We start from the raw sequence: 21,354 nt of genomic DNA on the forward strand, positions 1-21,354 counted from the left end.
CGGCGCCGATCATCCATTCACATGCACCGGCGATGCAGGTCAGAGCCCGGGGAGCGTTGTCCAGCGTTCGACGTCGACGACCCGGCCGGGCAGTTCGGCGATCACCAGCACCGGGGTGTCTCGTGAGCGGTTCCGTGGCGCGCGCCAGGAACCGCTCTGTCCCTCCGCCGAAAGGCAGTTCGATCTCGCCGAGAGTCTCTCCCCCGGGGATCGCCAGTGTCACGACACCCGTTCGTCCGACGAGTTGCTGTGACACGCTGATCCCTCCCCTGCAAGGCCGATGATCGGACTGTAGGCCATCGCGGCCTGCCGGCGCCCGCGCGCACCGTCGACCACCACGTACACGGCGGTGACCACCGCGATCGTCCCGGCACCGAGTACGAGGGTGGCGTATCCGAACGCACCCACCACGACCCCGGCCAGCGCACCCGCCCCGGCTCCGGCGAGACTCATCGAGGTGTCCGAGACACCCTGTGCCGCAGCATGTCTGATGACCTCTACGGCGTCGGTCAGCAGGGTCGACGCCGCGACCGTGGACGCCGACCACCCGATGCCGAGTAGGACCAGTGCGGCGACGAGTCCGGCCTGGGAGTCGACGAACACGAACCCGACGATGCAACTGACGACGAGAACGGCCTGACCGGTGAGGATGACCGGCACTCTTCCAGCGCGGTCGGCGAGGATGCCCATCAGCGGTGAGAGCGCGAACATCCCGGCGATGTGGGCGCTGATCGAGAGTCCGACAAGCGTCACCGACACGCCGCCGTGGTGCAGGTGAACGGGCGTCAGCACCATGACCCCGACCATCACTGCATGCACCGAGACGACCGCCGCCAACGCCGCTCGGGCGGCGGGTGATTGCATGATCGCCGAAAGCCCCTCCGCCAGAGATGGTCTCGATGTCGATTCGGAAACTCCACGATTCGCTTCCACGAGCGGGTCGGGCCGCAGACCGACGAGGAGCACGGCTGCCGCACACAGGCACCCGACGGCGCCCAACAGGAACGGCCCCGCCATGTCCGCCATCCCGACCCAACCCGCGACCGGCGCCCCGAGCGGAACCAGCGCGGGACCGACGACGGCGCCGACCATCGTCATCCAGACCACGAGCGACAGGTCGCGACCCCGTGTCTCCGGCGCGGCCAGGTCCGTCGCCGCGAACCGGGCCTGAAGGCTGACTTCCGTCCCCGATCCGAGCGCGATCATCCCCGCGAGCATCAGCAGGAACCAGCCGCGGTCCCCAGCGAAGGCCACGATCAGCGCGCCGGTGGCAGCGACTATCAGCCCGGTGGCGAGCGCGGGTCGCCGACCGCGCGCCGACGCCAGCGCCGCGAGCGGTAGCCCGGCTGCTGCCGCGCCGAGTGTCAACACCGTGGCCGGCAACCCGGCCAGCGATTCGGTCCCGGACAGCTCCTCACCGAGAATCGCGCCCAGCGCCAGGGCACCGCCCATCGAGACGCCGCCCAGCACCTGAACCAGGCACAGCAGGACGACGGTGCGACGCTGGATCGCGACGCGCGTCGAGTCGGCGGCGGATTCGGTGGGGGCGTTCACCCCCACCGCATCTCCCGTTCCGGCCCGGCACCGCCACGCCTTTTCGCCTGCGCACGTGGATCAGTCGGTGATCAGGTCGTACCCCAGCTTCCCCACCATCACCACGACGACGGCCAGGAGCACCCACCGCACGAACGAACTACCGCGCCCGATGGCCATGTGCGAGCCGATCTGGGCGCCGACGATATTGGCGACTGCGAGTCCGAGACCCAAGAGCCACAGCACATTTCCCTGGAGCCCGAACACGGTCAGCGCCCCGAGGTTGGTACCGGTGTTGATGACCTTTGCCATCGCCGAACTCTCCAAGAACGTCGTCCCGACGAGAGCGGTGAGGCTGATGATGAGGAAGGCCCCGGTTCCGGGACCCATCACCCCGTCGTAGAACGCGACGACGACACCGGCGATCACCAGGCCGGCGATCGTCGACAGGCGAGACCGCGGGCCCGACGACGTGTCGCCGCCGAACCCGGGATTCAGCGCGACGAAGAGTCCCACGCCGACGAGCATCACCAGCACGATCGGCGTGAAGATCTCCGTCGGCAACGAGATCGCCACCAGCGCACCGAGAGCCGAGAACACGAGCGCGGCGAGGAACACCGGGACGAGCCGTCGTAGATCGACGCGCACGTGCCGCACATAGCGCCAGGCTGCCGATGCGGTGCCGAAGACCGCGGCGAGTTTGTTGGTGCCGAGTGCCGTCGCCGTCGGCAGGCCGGGCTGCGCGATCAGCATCGCGGGGATCAACACCAATCCACCGCCGCCGACCACGGCGTCGACCCATCCGGCGGCTGCGGCCGCGACGACCAGCAGCGCGACGTCCAAAGAGACGTCAGGCCACTTCGACGATCAGCTCCACCTCGACGGGTGCACCGAGCGGCAGTTCGGCGACACCGACGGCCGAACGAGCGTGAACTCCCGCGTCGCCGAAGATCTCGCCCAGCAGATCCGACGCACCGTTGATGACCTTCGGCTGACCGGTGAAGCCAGGGGCCGACGCGACGAAACCGACCACCTTGACAATGCGCACCACCGAGTCGATACCGACCAGTGCGTGCACCGCGGCGAGCGCGTTCAGCGCGCAGGCGCGCGCCGCATCGGTGGCCTCATCCGGACGCACGACGCCCTCGGCACCGTCGTGCACCTTGCCGTGCACCGAGAGTTCGCCGTTGACGATTGGGAGCTGTCCCGAGGTGTAGACGAGGTTGCCGGTCCGCACGGCCGGGGTGTAGCTGGCCACCGGAGGCACCACGTCGGGTAGCGCGATGCCGAGCTCGGCGAGTCGATCTGTCCAGGTTGCAGCCATGCTCAGCCCTTCGGTCGCTTCATGTAGGCCACGTGCTGCTCACCGGTCGGGCCGGGCAGCACCGACACCAGTTCCCAGCCGTCGGCGCCCCACTGATCGAGGATTTGTTTGGTTGCGTGCGTCAGCAGCGGCACCGTCACGTACTCCCACGCGGTCACTTCAGTCATGGACTCACCCTATCTGCCGACGATCAATGGATAAGGTGTTGCGGTGGCCAATGAACAGGGCTCACGTTCCGGGGCGGGGGAAGGTCTCGATTCCGGCGTGACAGACAACTCTTCCGTTGCGGACGCGAACGAGTGGCCGGACGCGGCATCGCGCGCCCGGTTGCACTTCGTCTCGGGTAAGGGCGGGACCGGTAAGACGACCATCGCGGCGGCGCTCGCGCTCGCACTCGCCGCCGACGGCAAGAAGGTTCTCCTGGTGGAGACCGAGGGCCGGCAGGGCATTGCGCAGCTCTTCGACATACCGCCGCTGCCGCCGACCGACACCAGGATCGCGACTGCCGAAGGCGGGGGCGAGGTGTCGGCGCTCGCCGTCGACATCGAGCACGCACTGCTCGAATACCTCGACATGTTCTACAACCTCGGCTTCGCCGGCCGGGCGATGAAGCGCATCGGCGCCATCGACTTCGTGACCACGGTGGCACCGGGTCTGCGCGACGTGCTGCTCACCGGCAAGATCAAAGAGCGCATCATCCACACCGACAAGCAGGGCGAGCGCGTCTACGACGCGGTGGTCGTCGACGCACCGCCGACCGGCCGGATCGGCAATTTCCTTGACGTCACCCAGGCGATGGCCGACCTCGCCAAGACCGGTCCGATCCGTAACCAGAGCGAGGGTGTCGTCCGCCTGCTGCATTCCGAGGAGACCGTCGTCCACCTGGTGACGTTGCTGGAGGCGATGCCGATCCAGGAGACCATCGAGGCGATCGAGGAGCTGCGCGGCAAGAACCTCAACCTCGGCAGCCTGATCATCAACCGGGTCAGTGCACCGCACCTGCCCGCCGACACGATCGACGAGATCGCCGAGGGACAGATCGATGCCTCGCGCATCGAGGAGAACCTGAGCGCCGCCGGCGTGAAGCTCGCCGACGGTGATCTGTCCGGGCTGCTCACCGAGACCATCGAACATGCGACCCGCCTGCAGGCACAGCAGATCGCGAAGGCCCAGCTCGACGAGGTCGAACTGCCGACCCTCGAACTGCCGTCCCTCGGCGACGGCATCGACCTCGGTTCCATCTACGAGCTGGCCAACCTTCTCCAGAAAGCGGGTGCGTGATGCCACTCGACCTCAAGATGGGGGCGGTGCTGACCGACCCCGCGACCCGCGTCGTCATCTGTTGTGGTGCCGGCGGCGTCGGCAAGACCACCACCGCGGCCGCCATGGCGATGTACGCAGCCGAGCAGGGCCGCACCGTCGCGGTCCTCACCATCGACCCGGCCAAGCGGCTCGCACAGTCACTCGGGATGTCGCAGCTCACCAACGAGCCGCAGCCGGTTCCGATCGATGGCAAGGGCACGCTCGACGCGATGATGCTCGACATGCGGCGCACCTTCGACGAGATGGTGCTCGAGTACTCCAGTCCCGAACGCGCCGAGGCGATCATGGAGAACGCCTTCTATCAGACGGTCGCGTCGTCGTTCTCCGGCACGCAGGAGTACATGGCGATGGAGAAGCTCGGCAAGCTGCTCGAGCAGGAGCACTGGGACCTCATCGTCGTGGACACGCCACCGTCCCGGAACGCCCTCGACTTCCTCGACGCGCCGCAGCGTCTCGGCTCGTTCCTGTCGGGTCGGCTGATGAAGGTGCTGGTCGGCGGCGGACGCGGTGTCGGCCGAATGGTGACCGGGGCGATGAGCCTGGCGATGCGGGGCGTCTCCACCATCATCGGCGGCGACATGCTGCGCGACGTCGCGACGTTCGTGCAGTCCCTGGACTCGATGTTCGGCGGTTTCCAGGACCGCGCGCTGAAGACCTATGAACTGCTGAAGCAGCCGGGCACCCAGTTCGCGGTGGTCGCCGCGGCCGAGGCCGACGCGCTGCGTGAGGCCGCATTCTTCGTCGACCGGCTGTCGGAGGAGACGATGCCGCTCGCGGGTCTGATCCTCAACCGGACCCACCCGAACCTGACCTCGATCCACGAGGAGGCGGCGCTGGTGGCACTCGAGTCGGTCACCGACGACCTGACTCGCGGGGTGCTACAGATCCACGCCGACCGGGCCGCCACCGCGAAGCGCGAACTCCATCTGCTGCAGAGATTCACGGCGGCCCATCCGCGGGTCCCGATCGTCGGGGTCCCGGCGTTGCCGTTCGAGGTCGCGGACGTGACCGCACTGCGCGCAGTCGCGGAGCAGATCACCGGACGGGGCTGAGCGCTTTCACCACCGACTGATGACAATCGGCTCGGCCGGCTTCCGTCGGTCGAGCCGAATTGCGTTTGCTGATGTGTCTTGGTGGGTCAGACCGCGTCGGCGCGCTGACGCCGGCGCTGGGCTTCGAAGAACGCCGACCACGAGGTGACCTCGGGATGCTGGCGCAGGAGTGCGCGACGCTGACGCTCGGTCAGGCCACCCCACACACCGAACTCGACGCGATTGTCGAGGGCATCGGCACCGCATTCGAGCTGTACCGGGCAGTGCCGGCAGATCGTGGCGGCCTTGCGCTGGGCTGCTCCTCTCACGAACAGATCGTCCGGGTCTCCGCCTCGGCATCGTGCTCTGGCCACCCAGGCCAAGCGATCTTCTCCGGTAGAAACTGCCGCTGTCGCCATCCGCCACCCCTACTCATCGTGTTCCGCATGTCCCCGAAGCCGGGGCTCAACTCGCTGCTCAGACCACATTTACAGCAAACTGTTAAGTGAGTCACATTCTGCACTCAATCTAGGGATCTGTGCATGGGTGCGCAACCCCTGGAGCGCAACAAAGTGGGACCACCGTGCAAACTCATCCGATCGGACGGTTGCACTGACGCGCGGTCGGGCCGTTCTTCGAGCACGCCGGGATCGTGTCCAGGCACAACGGTCCCGTCGGATCTCGGGGGCGAGGCTGGGCGATGTTCGGACCGATCGCACGTATCCTGTCGGGGTGATGTCGAAGAAACTGTGGTCACTGGCCTGGGCGAGCCTGCTGGCCGGGGTTCTCGTCGCGGGCCTGATGTATCCGGTGGCCAGTGGGGTCGGAGTCGTCTCCAACCGGGCGGCCGCGGCAGTCGAGAACGTCTCCTCCGAACTCCTGAACGGCACCTTGCCGGAGGTCACCACGATGACCGACGCCAACGGAAAGCCGATCGCGGTGCTGTTCGACCAGTACCGCTACCAGGTCGGATACAACGACATCTCGCCCGACATGATCCGCGCGATCATCTCCGTCGAGGACCGGCGCTTCCTCGAGCACGACGGCGTCGACTGGAAGGGCACCATCCGCGCCGCGCTGAAGAACTCGTCGTCGGGCGAGGTCCAGCAGGGTGCGTCGACGCTCGATCAGCAGTACATCAAGAACTATCAACTGCTCGTGCTCGCCCGCACCGAGGCCGACCGCCAGGCCGCGGTCGAGACGACCCCGGCGCGCAAGCTGCGCGAGGTGCGCATGGCCCTCACGCTCGAACAGACCCTCATCGACGAGGCCAAGCGCGACAAGGGTCTCGACGACGCCGCCGCCAAGCAGGAGGCGAAGAAGCAGATCGTCACCCGCTATCTGAACGTCGTCCCGTTCGGCAACAACGCCTACGGCATCGAGGCGGCCGCGCAGACCTACTTCGGGATCCCGGCGAAGGACCTGCAGGTAGAGCAGGCGGCCATGCTCGCGGGCATGGTGCAGTCGAGTTCGGCGCTCAACCCCTACAGCAACGCCGAGGACACGCTGACGCGCCGGAACCTCGTACTCGACACGATGATCGACAACTTCCCCGAACGACGCGCCGAGCTGATGGCGGCCAAGGAGAAGCCGCTGGGCGTGCTCCCGCGTCCGCGGACGCCCACTCAGGGCTGCATCGCCGCCGACGACAAGGGCTTCTTCTGCGACTACGCGTTGCAGTTCCTCGCCGAGAACGGGATGTCGCGCAACTCCGTGCTGCGAGGCGGGTACATCATCCAGACCACCCTCGACCCCGACGTGCAGCGCTCAACGGACCGTGCGGCAAAGACCCAGGCGAGTCCCACCGCCGACGGTGTCGCGGATGTCATCAGCACCATCCGTCCCGGGGACAAGTCCCACGACGTGCTGTCCATGGCGTCGAGTCGCCGCTACGGACTGAACCTGAATGCCGGCGAGACGATGCAGCCGCAACCGTTCTCGATGGTCGGCGACGGCGCGGGCTCGGTGTTCAAGATCTTCACCGTGGCTGCGGCCTTGGAGAAGGGTCTCGGCGCCGGGTCGACGATCCCGGTGCCCGGTTTCGTCGCCGTGGAGGGCATGGGTAACAGCGGCGGGGTGAACGGGTGTCCGGCCAACGCCTACTGCGTGAAGAACGCCGGCCGCTACCCCGCGGCGATGTCGGTGACCGATGCGCTCGCCCAATCGCCGAACACCGCTTTCGTCAAGCTGCTGCAGCAGGTCGGCGTGAAGCCGGCCGTCGACATGGCCGTCCGCCTCGGCCTGCGTTCCTACACCGTCCCCGGCTCGTCGGGAAACGGCGAGAAGAGCATTGCCCAGTACGTCAAGGACGGGAACTTCGGTTCGTTCACGCTAGGGCCGCTGCCCATCAACGCGCTCGAGCTCGCCAACGTCGCCGCGACGATCGCCTCCGGCGGCGTCTGGTGCCCGCCCAACCCGATCAAGTCGATCAGCCGGGTGAAGCGCGATCAGTACGGCAACCCGGTGATCGGGCCCGACGGGCAGCGTGCCCTCACCACGGTCCCGTTCAACGCTCCGGGCTGCGAACAGGTCGTCGACAAGGGTCTCGCCGACACCCTCGCCGTCACCATGAGCAAGGACGACGTGGGTGCGGGTACCGCCGCGGGCGCCGCGGGTTCGGTCGGCTGGACGCTTCCGATGTCGGGTAAGACCGGCACGACCGAGGCATACCGGTCGTCGGCGTTCGTCGGATTCACCAACCAGATCGCCGGCGCCGCGTACGTCTACAGCGATGGCCCCAACCCGCAGGGTGTGTGCACCAGTCCGCTTCGGTCCTGCTACGAAGGCAACGTGTTCGGCGGTATGGAACCCGCGCGGACATGGTTCCAGGCGGTGAAACCGGTCGCGACCAAGTTCGGTCCGGTCCGGCTCCCTCCGATCGACCGCGAATACTGGAACGGCAGTGACCGCGGACGAATCCCGCAGGTCAGCGGACTGACCGCCAGTGAGGCGACCTCACGCCTGCAACGGGCCGGGTTCAAGGTCAACGAGCTCGAGGTCGACAGCGGCCGCCCCAAGGGCACGGTCGTGTTCACCGCACCCTCGGATTCCGCGATGCCCGGCAGCACGGTCACCATCTACGTCAGCAACGGTCGTCGCGCCGGTGGCGGTGACGGCGGCAACGGTCCCACCGAGACCACCGTGGTGGTTCCCGGTGTCGGCCCGGTCGTGATCCAGCTACCCGGCTGAGCCCGGGGCCGGGAACGGGTGGGCATGCGCTCGGTGATGCGTATTCTGAACAGATGCAACACTCCGAACTCGACTTCGCACGCCTCGGCCGTTCACGCCTCGGTTCACCCGGTTCCGGGGTCGGTTCGCGCGCACTGATCGGTGCCGCGGGACTCGCCGCGGCCGGCCTCGTCTACTCGACGGTCATCGAGCGCAACGCCTTCGCCCTGCGCCACACGACGCTGTCGGTCCTCGAACCCGGCGCCTCTCCCCTGCGGGTCCTGCACATCAGCGACCTGCACATGATGCCCAACCAGCGGCTCAAGCAGGCGTGGATCTCCGAGCTCGAGGCGCTGGAACCAGATCTGGTGGTCAACACCGGCGACAATCTCGCGCACCCGCAGGCGGTGCCCGCGGTGATCCAGTCCCTCGGCGGCCTCCTGTCGCGTCCGGGTCTGTTCGTCTTCGGTTCCAACGACTACTTCGGCCCCAAGGCGAAGAATCCGTTCAAGTACTTCAAGAAGGATCACCAGCGCACGTATGGTGAACCGCTTCCGTGGCAGGACCTGCGGGCGGCGTTCACCGAACGCGGCTGGCTCGACGCCACACACACCGTGCGTGAGCTCGAGGTCAGCGGGGTGCGGGTGGTCGCGGCCGGAGTCGACGATCCGCACATCGAGCGGGACCGCTACGAGACCATTGCCGGGCGCCCCAACCCGCTGGCGCACCTGCGCCTCGGCCTCACGCATTCGCCCGAGCCGCGGGTCCTCGACCGCTTCGCCGCCGACGGCTACGACCTCGTGATGGCCGGCCACACCCACGGCGGGCAACTGTGCCTGCCGTTCTTCGGGGCGCTCGTCACCAACTGCCACATCGACCGTTCCCGGGTGAAGGGACCGTCGAACTGGGGGTCGTCGATGAAGCTGCACGTGAGCGCCGGCCTCGGCACATCCCCGTACGCGCCCGTCCGCTTCTGCTGCCGCCCGGAGGCCAGCCTCATCACCCTGACGCCGGTCTCGCACGGCGACGCCGATTACGACGCCGACCAGTCGCTGCCGCAGCTGGCACGCGAGTCCCTGTGAGCGTCCCCCGAACACACCGGGGGTCGATCGACTCGTGAACGCGCTCGGCGTGAAGGTCCTGGCGTTCGACACCTTCGGTACGGTCACCGATTGGTTCACCGGGATCTCCGGTGCCGTGGCGCTGATCGTCCCCGAGGTCGACTCCGCCGACTTCGCGCGTGAGTGGCGTCGCCGCTACTCGCCGATCCTCGCGCGTGTCGAGGCCGGAGAGCTCCCCTGGCGTCGTCTCGACGACCTGCAGACCGAGACCCTCCGGGAGGTCGCAGGGGCCTTCGGCGTGACTCTCGACGCCGAACAGAGCCGCGCGCTGGTGCGTGCGTGGCGGACCATCCCCGGCTGGCCCGACGCCGCCGAAGGCATCCGGCGCCTCAAGCGGGACCGCATCGTGTGCGCTCTCAGCAACGGGACCGTGGCGTTGCTGACCGACATGGCACGACACAACGGCTTCGGGTGGGACGTCATCGGGGGTTCCGACCTCTGGCGTCACTACAAACCCGCGCGCGAGACGTACTGCGGCCTCGCCGAACTCCTCGAGGTCCGACCGGACGAGGTGATGATGGTCGCGACGCATCAGTCGGACCTCGACGCCGCCCGCTCCTTCGGCCTGCGTACCGCGTTCGTCGAGCGACCGGCCGAATGGGGTGGCGAACCCAAGGACGACTCCGGTTCGCCGGACAACGATTTCCACGCCACCGATCTGCTCGACCTGGCCCGGCAGCTGGGTTGCTGAGCGAAGGAGCCCGTTGCGTCATGACCCTCGACGATCTGCGGCGCTGGGAGGACTCCGGTGCTTGCTGGCGGGTCGTCCGCCGCGGTCCCGAGGATGTCACCGTGAGTCTGTTGCGCTGTGACGGCGGCGAAGAGGTCGACCGGTTCGTCAGCGCCGACCCCGAGATCCTCGCTCACCTCGGCGATCGTGTCTCTTCCGAGCAGAAGATCTGAGCCCGCGCTCTCCACTGCGAGGTCACCGGCGAAGACGAGGAAACCCCGGCCGCATCTCTGCCGACCGGGGTTTCACTGCTGTGTCTCAACCAACACATCTCTGTGATCGACCGTGGCCGATCTCTGTCGGGGTGGCGGGATTCGAACCCACGACCTCTTCGTCCCGAACGAAGCGCGCTACCAAGCTGCGCCACACCCCGTGTGTAGCCTGCGATAGCTTATACCCGACCCCCGCCGAGTACTAAATCGCCTGCTCAAAGATGTGCCGGAACTGAGCGAAACGCTGTGGGACACGGGTCGGATGTCCCATCCTTGGTTAAGGTCCACCCGCAACAACGCCACCGCGCCGTCGCGCCAGGATCTCTGGACGCCGGCGTTCCCCACCATGAAAGGACGCCACCATGAGCGCCACCCCCGACCAGCAGGCGAACTCGTCGGCCAAACAGGGCTTCGCCTTCGGGATCTCGATCGTCGCCGCCGCCCTGCTCTTCGTCGCAGGCCTGGTCTCGGTCTTCCAGGGCATCTCGGCGATCGCCAACGACGAACTCTTCGTCGTAGGCCGCGACTACGTCTTCGAATTCGACCTCACCGCGTGGGGCTGGATTCACCTGATCCTCGGCATCGTCGGCATCCTCGTCGCCGGCGGACTCGCGGTCGGTGCGGACTGGGCGCGCATCGCCGCCATCGTCATCGCGTCACTGTCGATCATCGCGCAGTTCCTGTGGCTGCCCTACTACCCGGCCTGGGCGATCCTGATCATCGTCCTCGACCTCATCGTCATCTGGGCGGTCTCCACCTGGAACCCGAACAACGTCTACAACATGTGATCTTTCGTTTCACCAGCGATGATGCCCGCCGACATGGCCTGCCGGGTGCCCATGACCCATCCGTGACCGCGTGCGGTCTGAACACTCTTCAGACAGCCGATCGGGACTCGACGTAGACGATCGGCCCACGAAAGGAACACCATGCGCGTCACACACACCCTTGCAGCCCTTGTCGCCGGCATCGTCGTGGTATCGGTTTCGTCATCGGGACCGGTCCGGCGCAGGCCGCGCCCCTGGCCCCGGTGGCCTACGTCGACGTCGACCGTTACCTCGGCAAATGGTGGCAGCTGGCGACCGTCCCCTCGTTCTGGGGCGTGACCTGCGCGCGTTCTACACCCGGATCGATGAGAAGACCATCGGTGTCGACAACCAGTGCACCGGACCCACCGGCATGCGGGGCGGCGTGATCGGGCGCGCCACCGTGGTGGACACCAAGACGAATGCCCAGTTGAGTGTGCGGTTCCCGCAGACACCCGCCAGCATCAACCCCAACGGGGCGCCGAACTACATCATCGCCTACATCGAGGACGGCGAGAACCCGAACGGTCCGTACAAGTACGCGATCGTCGGTGACCCACTCGCGCCTCGGGATTCCTGCTCTCGCGCGACAAGGTCGTGTCCGACTCCGAACTGCGTCGGCTGACCAAGGAGATAGAGAAGGTGGGGTTCAACCCGTGCACGTTCCTCGTCTCACCGACGACCGGTGGACGCAGTGACTACTCGCCGCTTTGCATACTGTGATCGCGAACCGCCACTGAACACGACGATCGAAACCATTTCAGCGCAAGCACCAAAGTGCTTGCGCCGAAATGCATCAGCTGGCTTCCGCGTCGGCAACCGTTGCGGCGCGCCGGAATTCGTCAGGGGTGAGCCCGTACTTGGCGCGGAATCTGTTCCGCATCGTCGCCGTCGAGGCGAAGCCCGAAGCATGTGCCACCGCTTCGAATTTCGGATTCCCCGGGCCCGTCAGCAGGCCACGGGCCCAGTCGAGACGGCGGTCGGCGATCATCTCGGCCAGCGACGTGGGACTGCCGGCGAGAACCCGATAGAGGTGCCGGCGACTCACATGCAGGTGCCGCGCCACGACCTCGACACTGAAATCCGGGTCGCGGAAATTACGCTCGATGAGGTCGGTGACCGCGGCGCGCAAATACCGCTCACTCGTTCGCAAGTCCGACACTCCGACACGGGAAACCTGTTCGCTACGCGAAACATGTTCCGGCGCAATGTTCATCACTTGCCCGTCACGACCAATGGGACCTGGGCCCACCTTGTTCCTTCCACGAGAGTTCTCCCACCCGGCATCAGACATTACCGACGGGGGTGTTCCCGGTCTTGGGCCTTTGGTCCCAATTTCATGGGTCTTCGTCTCGGGATTGTGCTGCGACACGCGAACTTTCCCTATCCACTTCGCTCAGGAACTGGGTCAGCCGTCCACCTTCGCGAGCTATCGGACCCGCGCTAGGCGCCGCCTGGCCCGGCGTTGGCCGAATCCCGGCCGGCCCGGGCCGCGCGGGACGCGTAGTCACGTAGGAACAGGGCCTCGGCGAGCGCGATCCGCTCGATCTCGGTCGGATCGACGCTCTCGTTGGGGGCGTGGATCAGGCACCGCGGCTCCTCGACACCGAAGAGCATGATCTCGGCGTCGGGGAAGGTGCTCTGCAGGACGTTGCACAGCGGGATCGATCCACCCTGCCCCTGGATCAGCACCTCCTCGCCGCCGTAGGCGGCCGCGAGCGCGTCGGTGAGCGCCTCGTAGGCCGGACCGGATGTCGAGCCGACGAACGGCGATCCCACCGCCTCACGCTCGAAGGACACCCGGGCATTCCATGGGGTGGCCGCCCGGAGGTGTTCGATGAGCGCGTCCTGGGCGTAGGTGGGGTCCATTCCCGGCGGCACGCGCAGGTTGATGCGCGCCCGGGCGCGTGGCTGGACCGCCGCGGAGGACCCGACCACCGGCGGGCAGTCGATGCCGAGCACGGTCGCGGCGGGACGCGCCCACACCATGTCCGACACCGATCCGGATCCCACGAGCTCGACGCCCTCGAGCACCGTTGCATCAGAACGGAACTGTTCGGGCGGGTAGGAAACGCCAGGCCACTCGGCATCGGCGTCGAGACCGGTGATGGTGGTGTTGCCGTGCTCGTCGCGCAGAGTGGCGAGCATCGCGATGAGGGCGGCCAGCGCATCCGGCGCGGCCCCACCGAACATGCCGGAATGCATTGCCGATCCCAGGGTTTCGACCGTGACGTCGATGTTGGCGATGCCGCGCAACGTCGTCGTGAGACTCGGTCTGCCGACAGCGAAGTTGCCGGAGTCGGCGATCAGGATGGTGTCGGCACGCAACAGGTCGGGATGCTCGACCGCGAAATGCTCGAGCCCACCCGTCCCCTGTTCCTCCGAGCCCTCGCCGATGATCTTCACGGTCACTCCGAGGTCGCCGGCGAGGGCACGCAGCGCGGTGAGGTGCACGGCGATGTTGCCCTTGCAGTCGGCGGCACCGCGTCCGTACCAGCGACCGTCCCGTTCCGTCAGCTCCCACACCGGCGAATCCCATTCGTTCTCACCGAGGGGCGGTTGCACGTCGTGATGGAAGTACAGCAGGACGGTCGGCGCACCTTCCGGACCGGGGATCTGCCCGGTGACCGCCTTGGACCCGTCACTGGTCACATGCGCGGCGACATCCTCGACACCCAGCTCGCGGAACGTTCCCAACAGCCATTCGACCATGCCGTCGCATTCCTCCACCGGGAACTGCTGCGGGTCGTGAACCGAGCGGAACCGCACCATCTCCGCCAGATCCGACTTCGCACGAGGCATCAACTCCCGCACCCGATCTCGCAATGTCGCGTCATCCATGCACACATCTCCCTGTCGGTTCTCGGCGGTCGGTTCGCTCCGTCGTCTGTGTACCACAGCCCGGTGCGTCAGCTCTTTCCCGCCGCGGTGAGGTCGTGCACACTCAGCTCGCCGCGGCTGATCGCCGCCGTCATCTGGGTATGATCGGCGTCGTTGAGATCTGCGTAGGCGATCGAGAACTCCGCCACGGCATCCGCGAAACCCTTTGTCTCGGAGAGATATCGTGCGATGTCGAAGCGAGTCGACGTCCTGGCGTGCGCCTGGGCGAGCGCCGTCCCGCACAGGCGCGCATAGAGTTTCATCGCGTCGGGTTCGAGCGCCTCGACGACGACCGACCCCTTCCCGTCGCGGAGCTGGCGCACGTAGAAGTCACGTCGCTCGCCGTTCTCGTCGAGCCCCGTCGACCAGCCCAGAAAGAGGTCGCTCGCCGCCTGCAGGAGACGCTGGCCCTCGACGACGCGCTGGCCCTGGTTGTCGAATCCCGAGGTCGGGACGTAATCGGCGAGGACCGACCGCTGAGCCTCCTTCACCTGGAGGAAGAGCGGATCCTCGAGGTTCTTGCCCATCATCAGCACGATCCACGCCCGGGTCCCGACGCTCCCCACTCCGACGACCTTGAAGGCGATGTCGACGAGCGAGAACTGGGCGAGCAACGCCTGCACATGCAACGGCAGTGTCGCCCGGTAGTTGTCGACCCGCTCTCGGACACGTTCCTCGACCACGGCGGCGTTCTCACTGGAGAAGCGCTCTTTCAGTGGCACCAGCAGCGGCGGATCGCTGCGGATGTGTGCCGTGCCGTCCGGGTCGATCTCGCAGAGTTTGGCCAGGGCCTGGGCACTGTTCCGGTGCCGGGCCTTGCGTAGCGCCTTCTGCGTCCGCTCCGTCACCGAGGTGTCCAGCCGGTCTCCCAGTTCCGCGACCAGAGAGTCGACATCGATTCCGGCGTACCAACATTCGAGAGTGGTCAGCGAGACACTGCGTTTGATCGTCCGACGGTAGGTCTTCGCCACGGTCTTGGCGATCGTCCGGTTGGTCGTGTCGTCGAATCCGTTGTTGCGACCTGCGATCGTGAAACTCGCCGCCAGCCGTTTCACGTCCCATTCGAAGGGACCGATGTGGGTCTCGTCGAAATCGTTCAGGTCGAAGACCATTCGACGCTCCGGACTGAAGAACAGGCCCAGATTGCTCAGGTGGGCATCCCCGCAGAGCTGCGTGATGATTCCGGTGTCCGGGGTTCGCGAGAGATCGTCGGCCATGACTGCCGCCGCGCCGCGATAGAACGTGAACGGCGTCGCCGCCATCCGCGCGTGCCGGACGGGGATGAGTTCGGGCACCCTGTTCAGCGACTGTCTGGCGAGGATCGCCAGCGGGTCGGATCGCTCCCCCGGTGTCGGACACGCGGCCAGATCGGCGGCGGTCGGGACGGGATGCCGCTGGGACTGCGGGTCGGCCGGAGTCGTGGTCACCGGGGTTCCTCCCTGTCGGGTGCGTCCCGTCGCGTTCTGGAACCTCGTGGCGCGGGGTCGCGTGTCCCGGGCGCCGGTCGGAGCCCGGAGGTGGCAGGCCTCCCGGCGCGCTACTGGTACGAGACGAACCAGGGTGTCGGCGCGACCGCCATGGTCGTCGCCGGCGAGAACGTCGGCTTGTCCTCCGTGTAGAAATTCTTCCAGCCCATCCACACCCCCGCGGGAAGATCACCGAGCAATCTGCGCCAGGTCTCCATCTTGACCGGCGGTGTCCCGTGCCCGTCGGCGTGCAGGACCACCTGGAGTTCCTCTCGGTCGGTGACGATGTTCTTCCGCTGACCGAGCATGCCGGCGTCGAACTGGTGCAGCACGAAGAGCTTCTGTGGCAGTCCTCGCTCACGCACCATTCCCGCGAGCCACGCCGAGGTGCGATTCACCTCGGCGGCCTCGACGGACCCGATCTGCTTCAGGTGTACCTGATCCGGCTTGAGGCGCCACTCCGGGTCGAGCGCCAGCCCGACATGCGGCAGGGCCAGGAGCTCCGCATACTTCTGGGCCTGGGTCAGGAAGTCCATACGTCCGGGCTGGAGGTCGAGAGTCACGTAGACACCGGCACGTCCGGCCGCCTCGACCCACGGCCGCAACGTCGCGGGGTCGATCATGCTCGTGTAGTTGGAGCCCTCGCCCGGTTCCGACGATGCGACGGTCGCGATGATCTCGAACGCGGGGACGACCGGCTCGGCACTGACCCGCTGATAGTCGGCCGCGAGACGCCGGACGCGTTCGATCGACGCCTCGATCCCCTGCCGGCCGAGCGGACCCAGGGCCGGCGCGTCGGGGGAACCGTAGAGCGCGACCATCCGCCTGCCCGGGAACACGACCTGTCCACCGCCGGGGAGTTCCGGCGTTCGCCGCGCCTGGTCGACCCGTGCCGCGAAGTCCTCGGTGTCGCCGAAGCCGGCTCCGACCGCTCGGATCGGGGTCTGCGACGAAGCACCGGTCAGAGCGGCCACGGCAGGCGTGTTCGCGCGCGGGTCGGGGAACGGCACCTCGACGACGCGCGCTCCGGAACGAGCGGTCAGCGTGGCATCGACAGGGGTGTCCCGGGAGACCATCACGATCGGTTCGTCCCCGTCTCGCGGCCGGTTGCCTCGCAGGTCCCCGAGATCGATCGCGGGCCGACGACCCTCGAGCCCTTCGACCTCGCCGAGTCGCACCACCCGTTGCGCACCGAGACGCCCCAGCTCGTCGTCGACGTCGTCCGCCGTCTGCGGGGTCACGGTGAGCACCGGCACGTGCTTGTCACCTGCGGTCTCCCCGACGCGATTCCGTGTCTCGGGGTCGGCGAGTGCACCCGGTGCGAGCAGGATCGCCTCGGCGGATCGGGAGTACAACTCGCGGCTGACGAGGACCGCCTCGGGTTCCGCGCCGGACAGGACGGCGACCCCCGGTTGTGGGTCAGCGAACGCGACGACGTCGTTCGTTCCCGCTTGCCCCGCAGATGCGCTGATGAACAGCCCGAGCATCACGCACACGATCGTCGCGCCGATCAATCTGATCGTCACCAGTGCATTCCTCCCGTTCTCGGTTCCGCTCGACCCGAGGGGTCGGACGTTTCGTGACCGCGATGGCTAGACGGTCGCCCAACGTATCAGCGACGACCGGTCCCATCGACTCCTCGCGCGCACCGGTACTCGACCGCACCGCTGTGACCGGTGCCGACCGTCGCACCATGTGACCTGGTTCACGAGCGGTGACGGACGGCGTTGTAGCGTGTGTGCCGTGGACTATTGGGGAGTCATGGTCGGGTTGGGTCTTCTCGCGTCGGCGTTCGGTGCCGCCGCGTTCGTGCGGTACCGGGAACGGGAGTCCGCGACCCTCCAGAGACAGACGGCACTGGCACGCGAACTGCGCGACCTCGCAGGCGCTGACGAGGTTCGTCTGGCCGCAGTGGACGAGTTCTCGCTCACCATCTACCAGCGCCTCTTCTACGCCTCGGTGGTGGCGCCGTGGATTCGCTCGGCGGTCTGGGCCCTGCTGGGCGCGGCCCTCGCCGCGGCGGGCGCCGTCGCGACCGGTCCGATCGACGGGGTGTACGCCACGGCCGTCCACGTCGTCACGATCGCCGCGTCCGCGATCTTCGGGCTGGCCGCACTCGTCTTCGCCGGCATCGCCCTTTACCACTCGGCGTCGACTCCTCGTGTCTCCTTCCGCGATTCCTACGCGGTCGACGACGACGCCGGCTCACACGTCGCCGTCACGAACACAGCAGGCACCGACACCACGACCACCGACCACGAGTCCGCCGCGAAGAACGTCGTCGAGAAGAAGACCATCGAGAAGAAGGCCACCGAACCGGCCGGCGACTGACGCCGACCATGGATCCCGAGCCTTCCGAACATCCACGACGACATCGGAATACGACGAACCCCGCCGGTGAGACCGGCGGGGTTCGTCGCTGTGAGAGGCCCCGATCAACGGGGTGTTCTGCTGGTCAGGCGACCTGTGCCTGCCACATCCAGTGCAGCTGTTCGAGTTTCGACGCGAACGAGATGAGCAGATCCTGGGTCACCGGGTCGGCCTCCTCGGTGGCGTCGATGCGCTCGCGGAGTCCCGCGACGACCGCCTTGAGGTTGGCGACGATGGCGTCGACGACATCCGAGTCCTTGGTCCAGCCTTCGCCGAATCCCTTGGTGTTCGCGGTCTTCGCCACGGTTTCGGCGCGCCCGTCGGGACTGACGCCGATCGCGGTGGCACGCTCGGCCGCCGAGTCGGTGAACTCACGCGCCACGGTGACCAGTTCGTCGAGATCGAGGTGCACCGATCGGAACTGCTTGCCCACGACGTTCCAGTGGGCCTGCTTCGCGTCAGACTGAGGTCGATCAGGTCGACGAGGGTGTCCTGCAGGGCCTTTCCGGCCACGGACTGCTGCTCTTCGGTGAGAGTGCTGGTGATGGGAGTGGTGGTCATGATCAAGAACTTCCTTTCTTGTCATATCTGCGCTGCTCCGGAGCCGGTCTCGATGCCCCGGTGGGTAGAGACGTCCCGCTGGGAGGGAAAACGAACGGGGACCGGTTGCCGCCGTGTGACCCCTCGAATTAGACGGTGGACTCGTCGGGCACCGGGCTACCGGCCGCCTTCGACGTGGCGCGGAGGGCACCCAGAAAACATGCCGCGTACCCGGCCGAGAAGAGTTCTTCCGGATTGCTGCCGTCGCCGCTGCCACCCATTTCCTTCGGCGGCCGGAGGGAGAGGTCGATCCGACCCGTCGCCGAAACCACCTCACCGTCACGTCCACCACCGGACGCCTTGGACGAAATGGTGTACACCGGCTCGATTGCCATCGGAGATCCTCCTGAGTTCGGGTCTTCGGGTGAGTCGCGATCAGACAGGGTCGGCCGTAGAACCAACGTTCTGTCCAACAGACCAGTACCCGGGATCATTCCGACCAAACCGGCAGGTGGCGGGCCTGACAAAGTCGGCGCGGGCGTGACGGCGCCGACGTTCAGCGGCCGCGCAGCATACGGGTCGGCTTCATCCTCGTGGATTCGGGCAGCCACGTGTTCACCGACCGACGCAGCGTGAAGAGCGCGGCGATCACCAGCAGGGCGAACTGCACGTAGCTGAGGACGACCATCGTGGACGTGATGTCCGGATAACGGAAGAGCAGGTCGACGCCGACGGGGATACAGAGGAGATGAACCACCACCGCGGCGAGGAAGAAGTTGCGGCAATGACGGCTGTGGTGGGTGGCCGCTGCCACCAGGAGCAGATACTCGATCACCAGCACCACCACGATCATCACCAGCATGAACGGCGGGAAGAAGCCGGCCAGTGTATCGATCTGGTCCTCGGGGGCGGAGTTGGCCGGGTCGGACACGACCCCCTCGAGCAGACGGAGCCGCAGGTCGTCGGTGATGGTGCTGAGGTTGAAGAAGCCGTAGACCGCCAGGATCGACCCGATGACCGCCGCGGCCCACCAGACCACGCGGGCGTGGAGGACCAGCGCCACCGGCGGGCGGCCCGGATCGGCCGGCCGCGGCGGATAGAGCGAGGCCTGGTCGTGGTCACGCGACGACCGTTCCAGCTCGGCGAGGTCCTCGGCGTCGAGTTCTGCCTGGCTCGGGATGCGTTCGGGGTCTCGATCATGGGGATCCCCGTTCGCACCTCCCCCCGGCCCGTGCGGATCGTTCATTCCTCGATCCTGCCATCCGGGCGTCGGGTACCGACAGGTCCCGGGCCCCTGAGGAGCGTCCGGAGACAGACAGGGCCCGCGTCCCGCCCCCTGAGGAGCGTCCGGAGACAGACAGGGCCCGCGCCCCGGCACCCCCTGAGGAGCGTCCCGAGACAGGCCCGCGCCCCCCGCCCCCTGAGGAGCGTCCCGAGACGACAGGGCCCGCGCCCCCGCCCCCTGAGGAGCGTCCGGAGCTTGCGGAGGACGCGTCTCGAAGGGCCGGCGGGCCCTGTCTGCGGTTCGAGTGGTTCTGCTCCCCGGGTCTACTTCTGGAACTCGCCGAGGACGAACTCCATACCGGGCAGGAAGGTGCCCAGCATGGGGACAACGTGGTTGACGATCGACTTGGTCAGGATCGGCGGCGTCGGGTTCGTCACGAACCGGACGTCGGCGCCCTGTGCGCGCCAGTCCGCGGCGAGCTGCGCGACCTGGCCGTATGGGATCACGTCGTCGTGGAGGCCGCCCTCGAGGAACACCGGCGCGTTCGGCTTGAGGCGGCCGATGCGCTGTTCGCCGACGACCTTCTGCACTCCGGGCGATCGCGCGATGACCGCGGAGAGCGTCTCGCCGGTGCGTGTCCAGTTCTGCGTCCGCTGGAATCCGTACGCCGGGATGATGTCACCGATGCAGCTCGTCGAGATCTGCCGCAGCGCAGCCTTTCCGGACGCGTTGGTCTCCCTGTGCACCACGTCGGCGACCTCCGGGTACCGCTGGGTGAGGCCGTTGATGGCGAATCCGATGGCCCCGGCGATGGTGCTGCCGTCGATGGCCGGGATGACCTTCTCCAGGTCGGCCGGCGGCGCACCGGCGTAACTGGCACGGACGTTCAGTTCCGGCGCGTAGGTCGCGGCGAGTTCGGCGGCGGACGCAGCGGCGCCCCCGCCCTGCGAGTACCCGGCGAACCCGACCGGCGCATCGGCCGGGGCCCCGGAGGCGCGCAACGCCGCGCGGGCACCGTCGAGCATGGCGTGGCCGGTCTCGGACCGGTTGACGTAGGTGTGGATACCCGGGGTGCCCATGCCGATGTAGTCGGTGACGAACACCCGAACGCCGTTGAGCAGCATGTAGTACGTCTCCGGCGCGGTGTAGTTGACGCCGATACTGGGTTTGGTGATGTCGATCGACACCGGCAGGGTCATCATCTTCGACGCCGCGCACTGGTCACCTTGGCCGATGGTGCCCGGGCCGACGACGACGGTCGGCCGCGGCCCCTTCCCACGCCACGGCGCGGTCGGCTCGACGACGGTTCCGGTCACGGCCGCGGGGGTGCCGTCCTGGTAGGTCGAGGTGTACATGACCTTGCGGGCCGTGCCCGGCCACTGTCCGGGCGCGCCGGGGATCTGCAGGAGCAACGGGATCTCCTGGCTCCGGATCACCGAGCCGGGCTCGGTGGCGAAGGACGACGGCGGCGTGTAGAAGTCGGCCGCACTCGCGTCCGACGCCGGACTGATCAACGCGGCCGCGCATGCGGCCGCCACCCCCGCTATCGCGGCCGTTCGCAGGCGTGACCTGCGGCGTGACCCGATGCTCATACCCAACTTCAGCTTCATGGGCGAGTAACCTAC

19 protein-coding genes, 1 tRNA gene and 4 pseudogenes are annotated in these 21,354 nt (G+C 67.4%); 9 read left to right on the forward strand and 15 right to left on the reverse strand.

Annotation, left to right across the window (positions count from 1 at the left end):
* Window positions 1-39: 39 nt before the first annotated feature.
* The 5 genes and pseudogenes from IHQ52_RS02255 to IHQ52_RS02275 all read right to left on the reverse strand — a co-directional run bounded on the left by IHQ52_RS02255 (window position 40) and on the right by IHQ52_RS02275 (window position 3,024).
* Window positions 40-256, reverse strand: a pseudogene (locus IHQ52_RS02255) (hypothetical protein).
* The gene (locus tag IHQ52_RS02260) at window positions 220-1,560 is read right to left on the reverse strand and encodes an MFS transporter (RefSeq protein WP_096272871.1); all 1,341 of its coding nucleotides are present in this window, start codon (window positions 1,558-1,560) and stop codon (window positions 220-222) included. Before IHQ52_RS02260 ends, IHQ52_RS02255 begins: the two are co-directional and overlap by 37 nt.
* A gap of 54 nt (window positions 1,561-1,614) precedes the next feature.
* Window positions 1,615-2,376: a TSUP family transporter gene (locus IHQ52_RS02265; protein WP_096272869.1), complete on the reverse strand. Its 762-nt coding sequence runs from the start codon at window positions 2,374-2,376 to the stop codon at window positions 1,615-1,617.
* A gap of 7 nt (window positions 2,377-2,383) precedes the next feature.
* Entirely contained in the window at window positions 2,384-2,857 is a 474-nt protein-coding gene (locus tag IHQ52_RS02270) for a RidA family protein (protein WP_006435100.1), read from the reverse strand.
* Window positions 2,858-2,859: 2 nt separating this feature from the next.
* Window positions 2,860-3,024 (reverse strand): Sp36 family protein, encoded by a 165-nt coding sequence (locus tag IHQ52_RS02275; RefSeq protein WP_006435101.1) that lies wholly within the window; start codon window positions 3,022-3,024, stop codon window positions 2,860-2,862.
* Between the two features lie 43 nt (window positions 3,025-3,067).
* On the opposite strand from IHQ52_RS02275, the gene bagA reads away from it, so the two are divergent.
* The gene (bagA, locus tag IHQ52_RS02280) at window positions 3,068-4,138 is read left to right on the forward strand and encodes an ATPase BagA (RefSeq protein WP_006435102.1); all 1,071 of its coding nucleotides are present in this window, start codon (window positions 3,068-3,070) and stop codon (window positions 4,136-4,138) included.
* Window positions 4,138-5,232, forward strand: a complete 1,095-nt coding sequence (gene bagB, locus IHQ52_RS02285) for an ArsA family ATPase (RefSeq protein ID WP_024499564.1) — start codon at window positions 4,138-4,140, stop codon at window positions 5,230-5,232. The genes bagA and bagB overlap by 1 nt, the downstream gene beginning before the upstream one ends.
* Window positions 5,233-5,318: 86 nt before the next feature.
* Here the strand turns inward: bagB and IHQ52_RS02290 are convergent, their stop codons facing one another.
* Window positions 5,319-5,630, reverse strand: a complete 312-nt coding sequence (locus IHQ52_RS02290) for a WhiB family transcriptional regulator (RefSeq protein ID WP_024499565.1) — start codon at window positions 5,628-5,630, stop codon at window positions 5,319-5,321.
* A gap of 316 nt (window positions 5,631-5,946) precedes the next feature.
* Between IHQ52_RS02290 and IHQ52_RS02295 the strand changes: the two genes are divergently transcribed.
* Genes IHQ52_RS02295 through IHQ52_RS02310 form a run of 4 tightly spaced genes read left to right on the forward strand, consistent with a single transcriptional unit; the run spans window position 5,947 to window position 10,403 of the window.
* A complete protein-coding gene (locus IHQ52_RS02295; protein ID WP_096272867.1) occupies window positions 5,947-8,400 on the forward strand; it encodes a penicillin-binding protein in 2,454 nt (817 codons plus the stop codon).
* Window positions 8,401-8,453: 53 nt separating this feature from the next.
* On the forward strand, window positions 8,454-9,461 hold the full coding sequence (locus IHQ52_RS02300) for a metallophosphoesterase (RefSeq protein ID WP_006435106.1): 1,008 nt from the start codon (window positions 8,454-8,456) through the stop codon (window positions 9,459-9,461).
* A 34-nt stretch (window positions 9,462-9,495) separates the two neighbouring features.
* Window positions 9,496-10,191, forward strand: a complete 696-nt coding sequence (locus IHQ52_RS02305) for a haloacid dehalogenase type II (RefSeq protein ID WP_006435107.1) — start codon at window positions 9,496-9,498, stop codon at window positions 10,189-10,191.
* 20 nt (window positions 10,192-10,211) lie between these two features.
* Complete coding sequence (locus tag IHQ52_RS02310; RefSeq protein WP_006435108.1) at window positions 10,212-10,403, forward strand: hypothetical protein; 192 nt, start codon at window positions 10,212-10,214, stop codon at window positions 10,401-10,403.
* 126 nt (window positions 10,404-10,529) lie between these two features.
* On the opposite strand, the gene IHQ52_RS02315 is transcribed toward IHQ52_RS02310, so the two are convergent.
* Window positions 10,530-10,603: transfer RNA gene (locus IHQ52_RS02315), tRNA-Pro, on the reverse strand.
* A gap of 201 nt (window positions 10,604-10,804) precedes the next feature.
* On the opposite strand from IHQ52_RS02315, the gene IHQ52_RS02320 reads away from it, so the two are divergent.
* Both IHQ52_RS02320 and IHQ52_RS02325 read left to right on the forward strand, forming a co-directional pair.
* The gene (locus IHQ52_RS02320) at window positions 10,805-11,230 is read left to right on the forward strand and encodes a DUF7144 family membrane protein (protein WP_006435109.1); all 426 of its coding nucleotides are present in this window, start codon (window positions 10,805-10,807) and stop codon (window positions 11,228-11,230) included.
* Between the two features lie 141 nt (window positions 11,231-11,371).
* Window positions 11,372-11,971, forward strand: a pseudogene (locus tag IHQ52_RS02325) (lipocalin family protein).
* 73 nt (window positions 11,972-12,044) lie between these two features.
* Here the strand turns inward: IHQ52_RS02325 and IHQ52_RS02330 are convergent.
* The 4 genes from IHQ52_RS02330 to IHQ52_RS02345 all read right to left on the reverse strand — a co-directional run bounded on the left by IHQ52_RS02330 (window position 12,045) and on the right by IHQ52_RS02345 (window position 17,120).
* On the reverse strand, window positions 12,045-12,410 hold the full coding sequence (locus IHQ52_RS02330; protein WP_238064045.1) for a helix-turn-helix domain-containing protein: 366 nt from the start codon (window positions 12,408-12,410) through the stop codon (window positions 12,045-12,047).
* Between the two features lie 281 nt (window positions 12,411-12,691).
* On the reverse strand, window positions 12,692-14,089 hold the full coding sequence (locus tag IHQ52_RS02335; RefSeq protein ID WP_006435112.1) for a dipeptidase: 1,398 nt from the start codon (window positions 14,087-14,089) through the stop codon (window positions 12,692-12,694).
* Window positions 14,090-14,157: 68 nt separating this feature from the next.
* Entirely contained in the window at window positions 14,158-15,555 is a 1,398-nt protein-coding gene (locus IHQ52_RS02340) for a DUF2252 domain-containing protein (protein ID WP_006435113.1), read from the reverse strand.
* A 110-nt stretch (window positions 15,556-15,665) separates the two neighbouring features.
* Window positions 15,666-17,120, reverse strand: coding sequence for a hypothetical protein (locus IHQ52_RS02345; protein ID WP_006435114.1), 1,455 nt, complete (start codon window positions 17,118-17,120; stop codon window positions 15,666-15,668).
* Between the two features lie 208 nt (window positions 17,121-17,328).
* On the opposite strand from IHQ52_RS02345, the gene IHQ52_RS02350 reads away from it, so the two are divergent.
* The gene (locus IHQ52_RS02350; RefSeq protein ID WP_006435115.1) at window positions 17,329-17,925 is read left to right on the forward strand and encodes a hypothetical protein; all 597 of its coding nucleotides are present in this window, start codon (window positions 17,329-17,331) and stop codon (window positions 17,923-17,925) included.
* A gap of 124 nt (window positions 17,926-18,049) precedes the next feature.
* Here IHQ52_RS02350 and IHQ52_RS02355 read toward each other — a convergent pair.
* The 4 genes and pseudogenes from IHQ52_RS02355 to IHQ52_RS02370 all read right to left on the reverse strand — a co-directional run bounded on the left by IHQ52_RS02355 (window position 18,050) and on the right by IHQ52_RS02370 (window position 21,339).
* Window positions 18,050-18,525, reverse strand: a pseudogene (locus tag IHQ52_RS02355) (Dps family protein).
* Between the two features lie 131 nt (window positions 18,526-18,656).
* Window positions 18,657-18,899: pseudogene (locus tag IHQ52_RS02360) on the reverse strand (OsmC family protein); the annotation flags it as partial.
* Window positions 18,900-19,060: 161 nt separating this feature from the next.
* Window positions 19,061-19,750, reverse strand: a complete 690-nt coding sequence (locus IHQ52_RS02365) for a hypothetical protein (RefSeq protein ID WP_006435118.1) — start codon at window positions 19,748-19,750, stop codon at window positions 19,061-19,063.
* 302 nt (window positions 19,751-20,052) lie between these two features.
* Window positions 20,053-21,339: a lipase family protein gene (locus IHQ52_RS02370; RefSeq protein ID WP_238064046.1), complete on the reverse strand. Its 1,287-nt coding sequence runs from the start codon at window positions 21,337-21,339 to the stop codon at window positions 20,053-20,055.
* Window positions 21,340-21,354: the final 15 nt, after the last annotated feature.

The sequence above is a fragment of the Gordonia amicalis genome, assembly GCF_022059885.1.
In the GTDB taxonomy this organism is placed as follows: domain Bacteria; phylum Actinomycetota; class Actinomycetes; order Mycobacteriales; family Mycobacteriaceae; genus Gordonia; species Gordonia amicalis.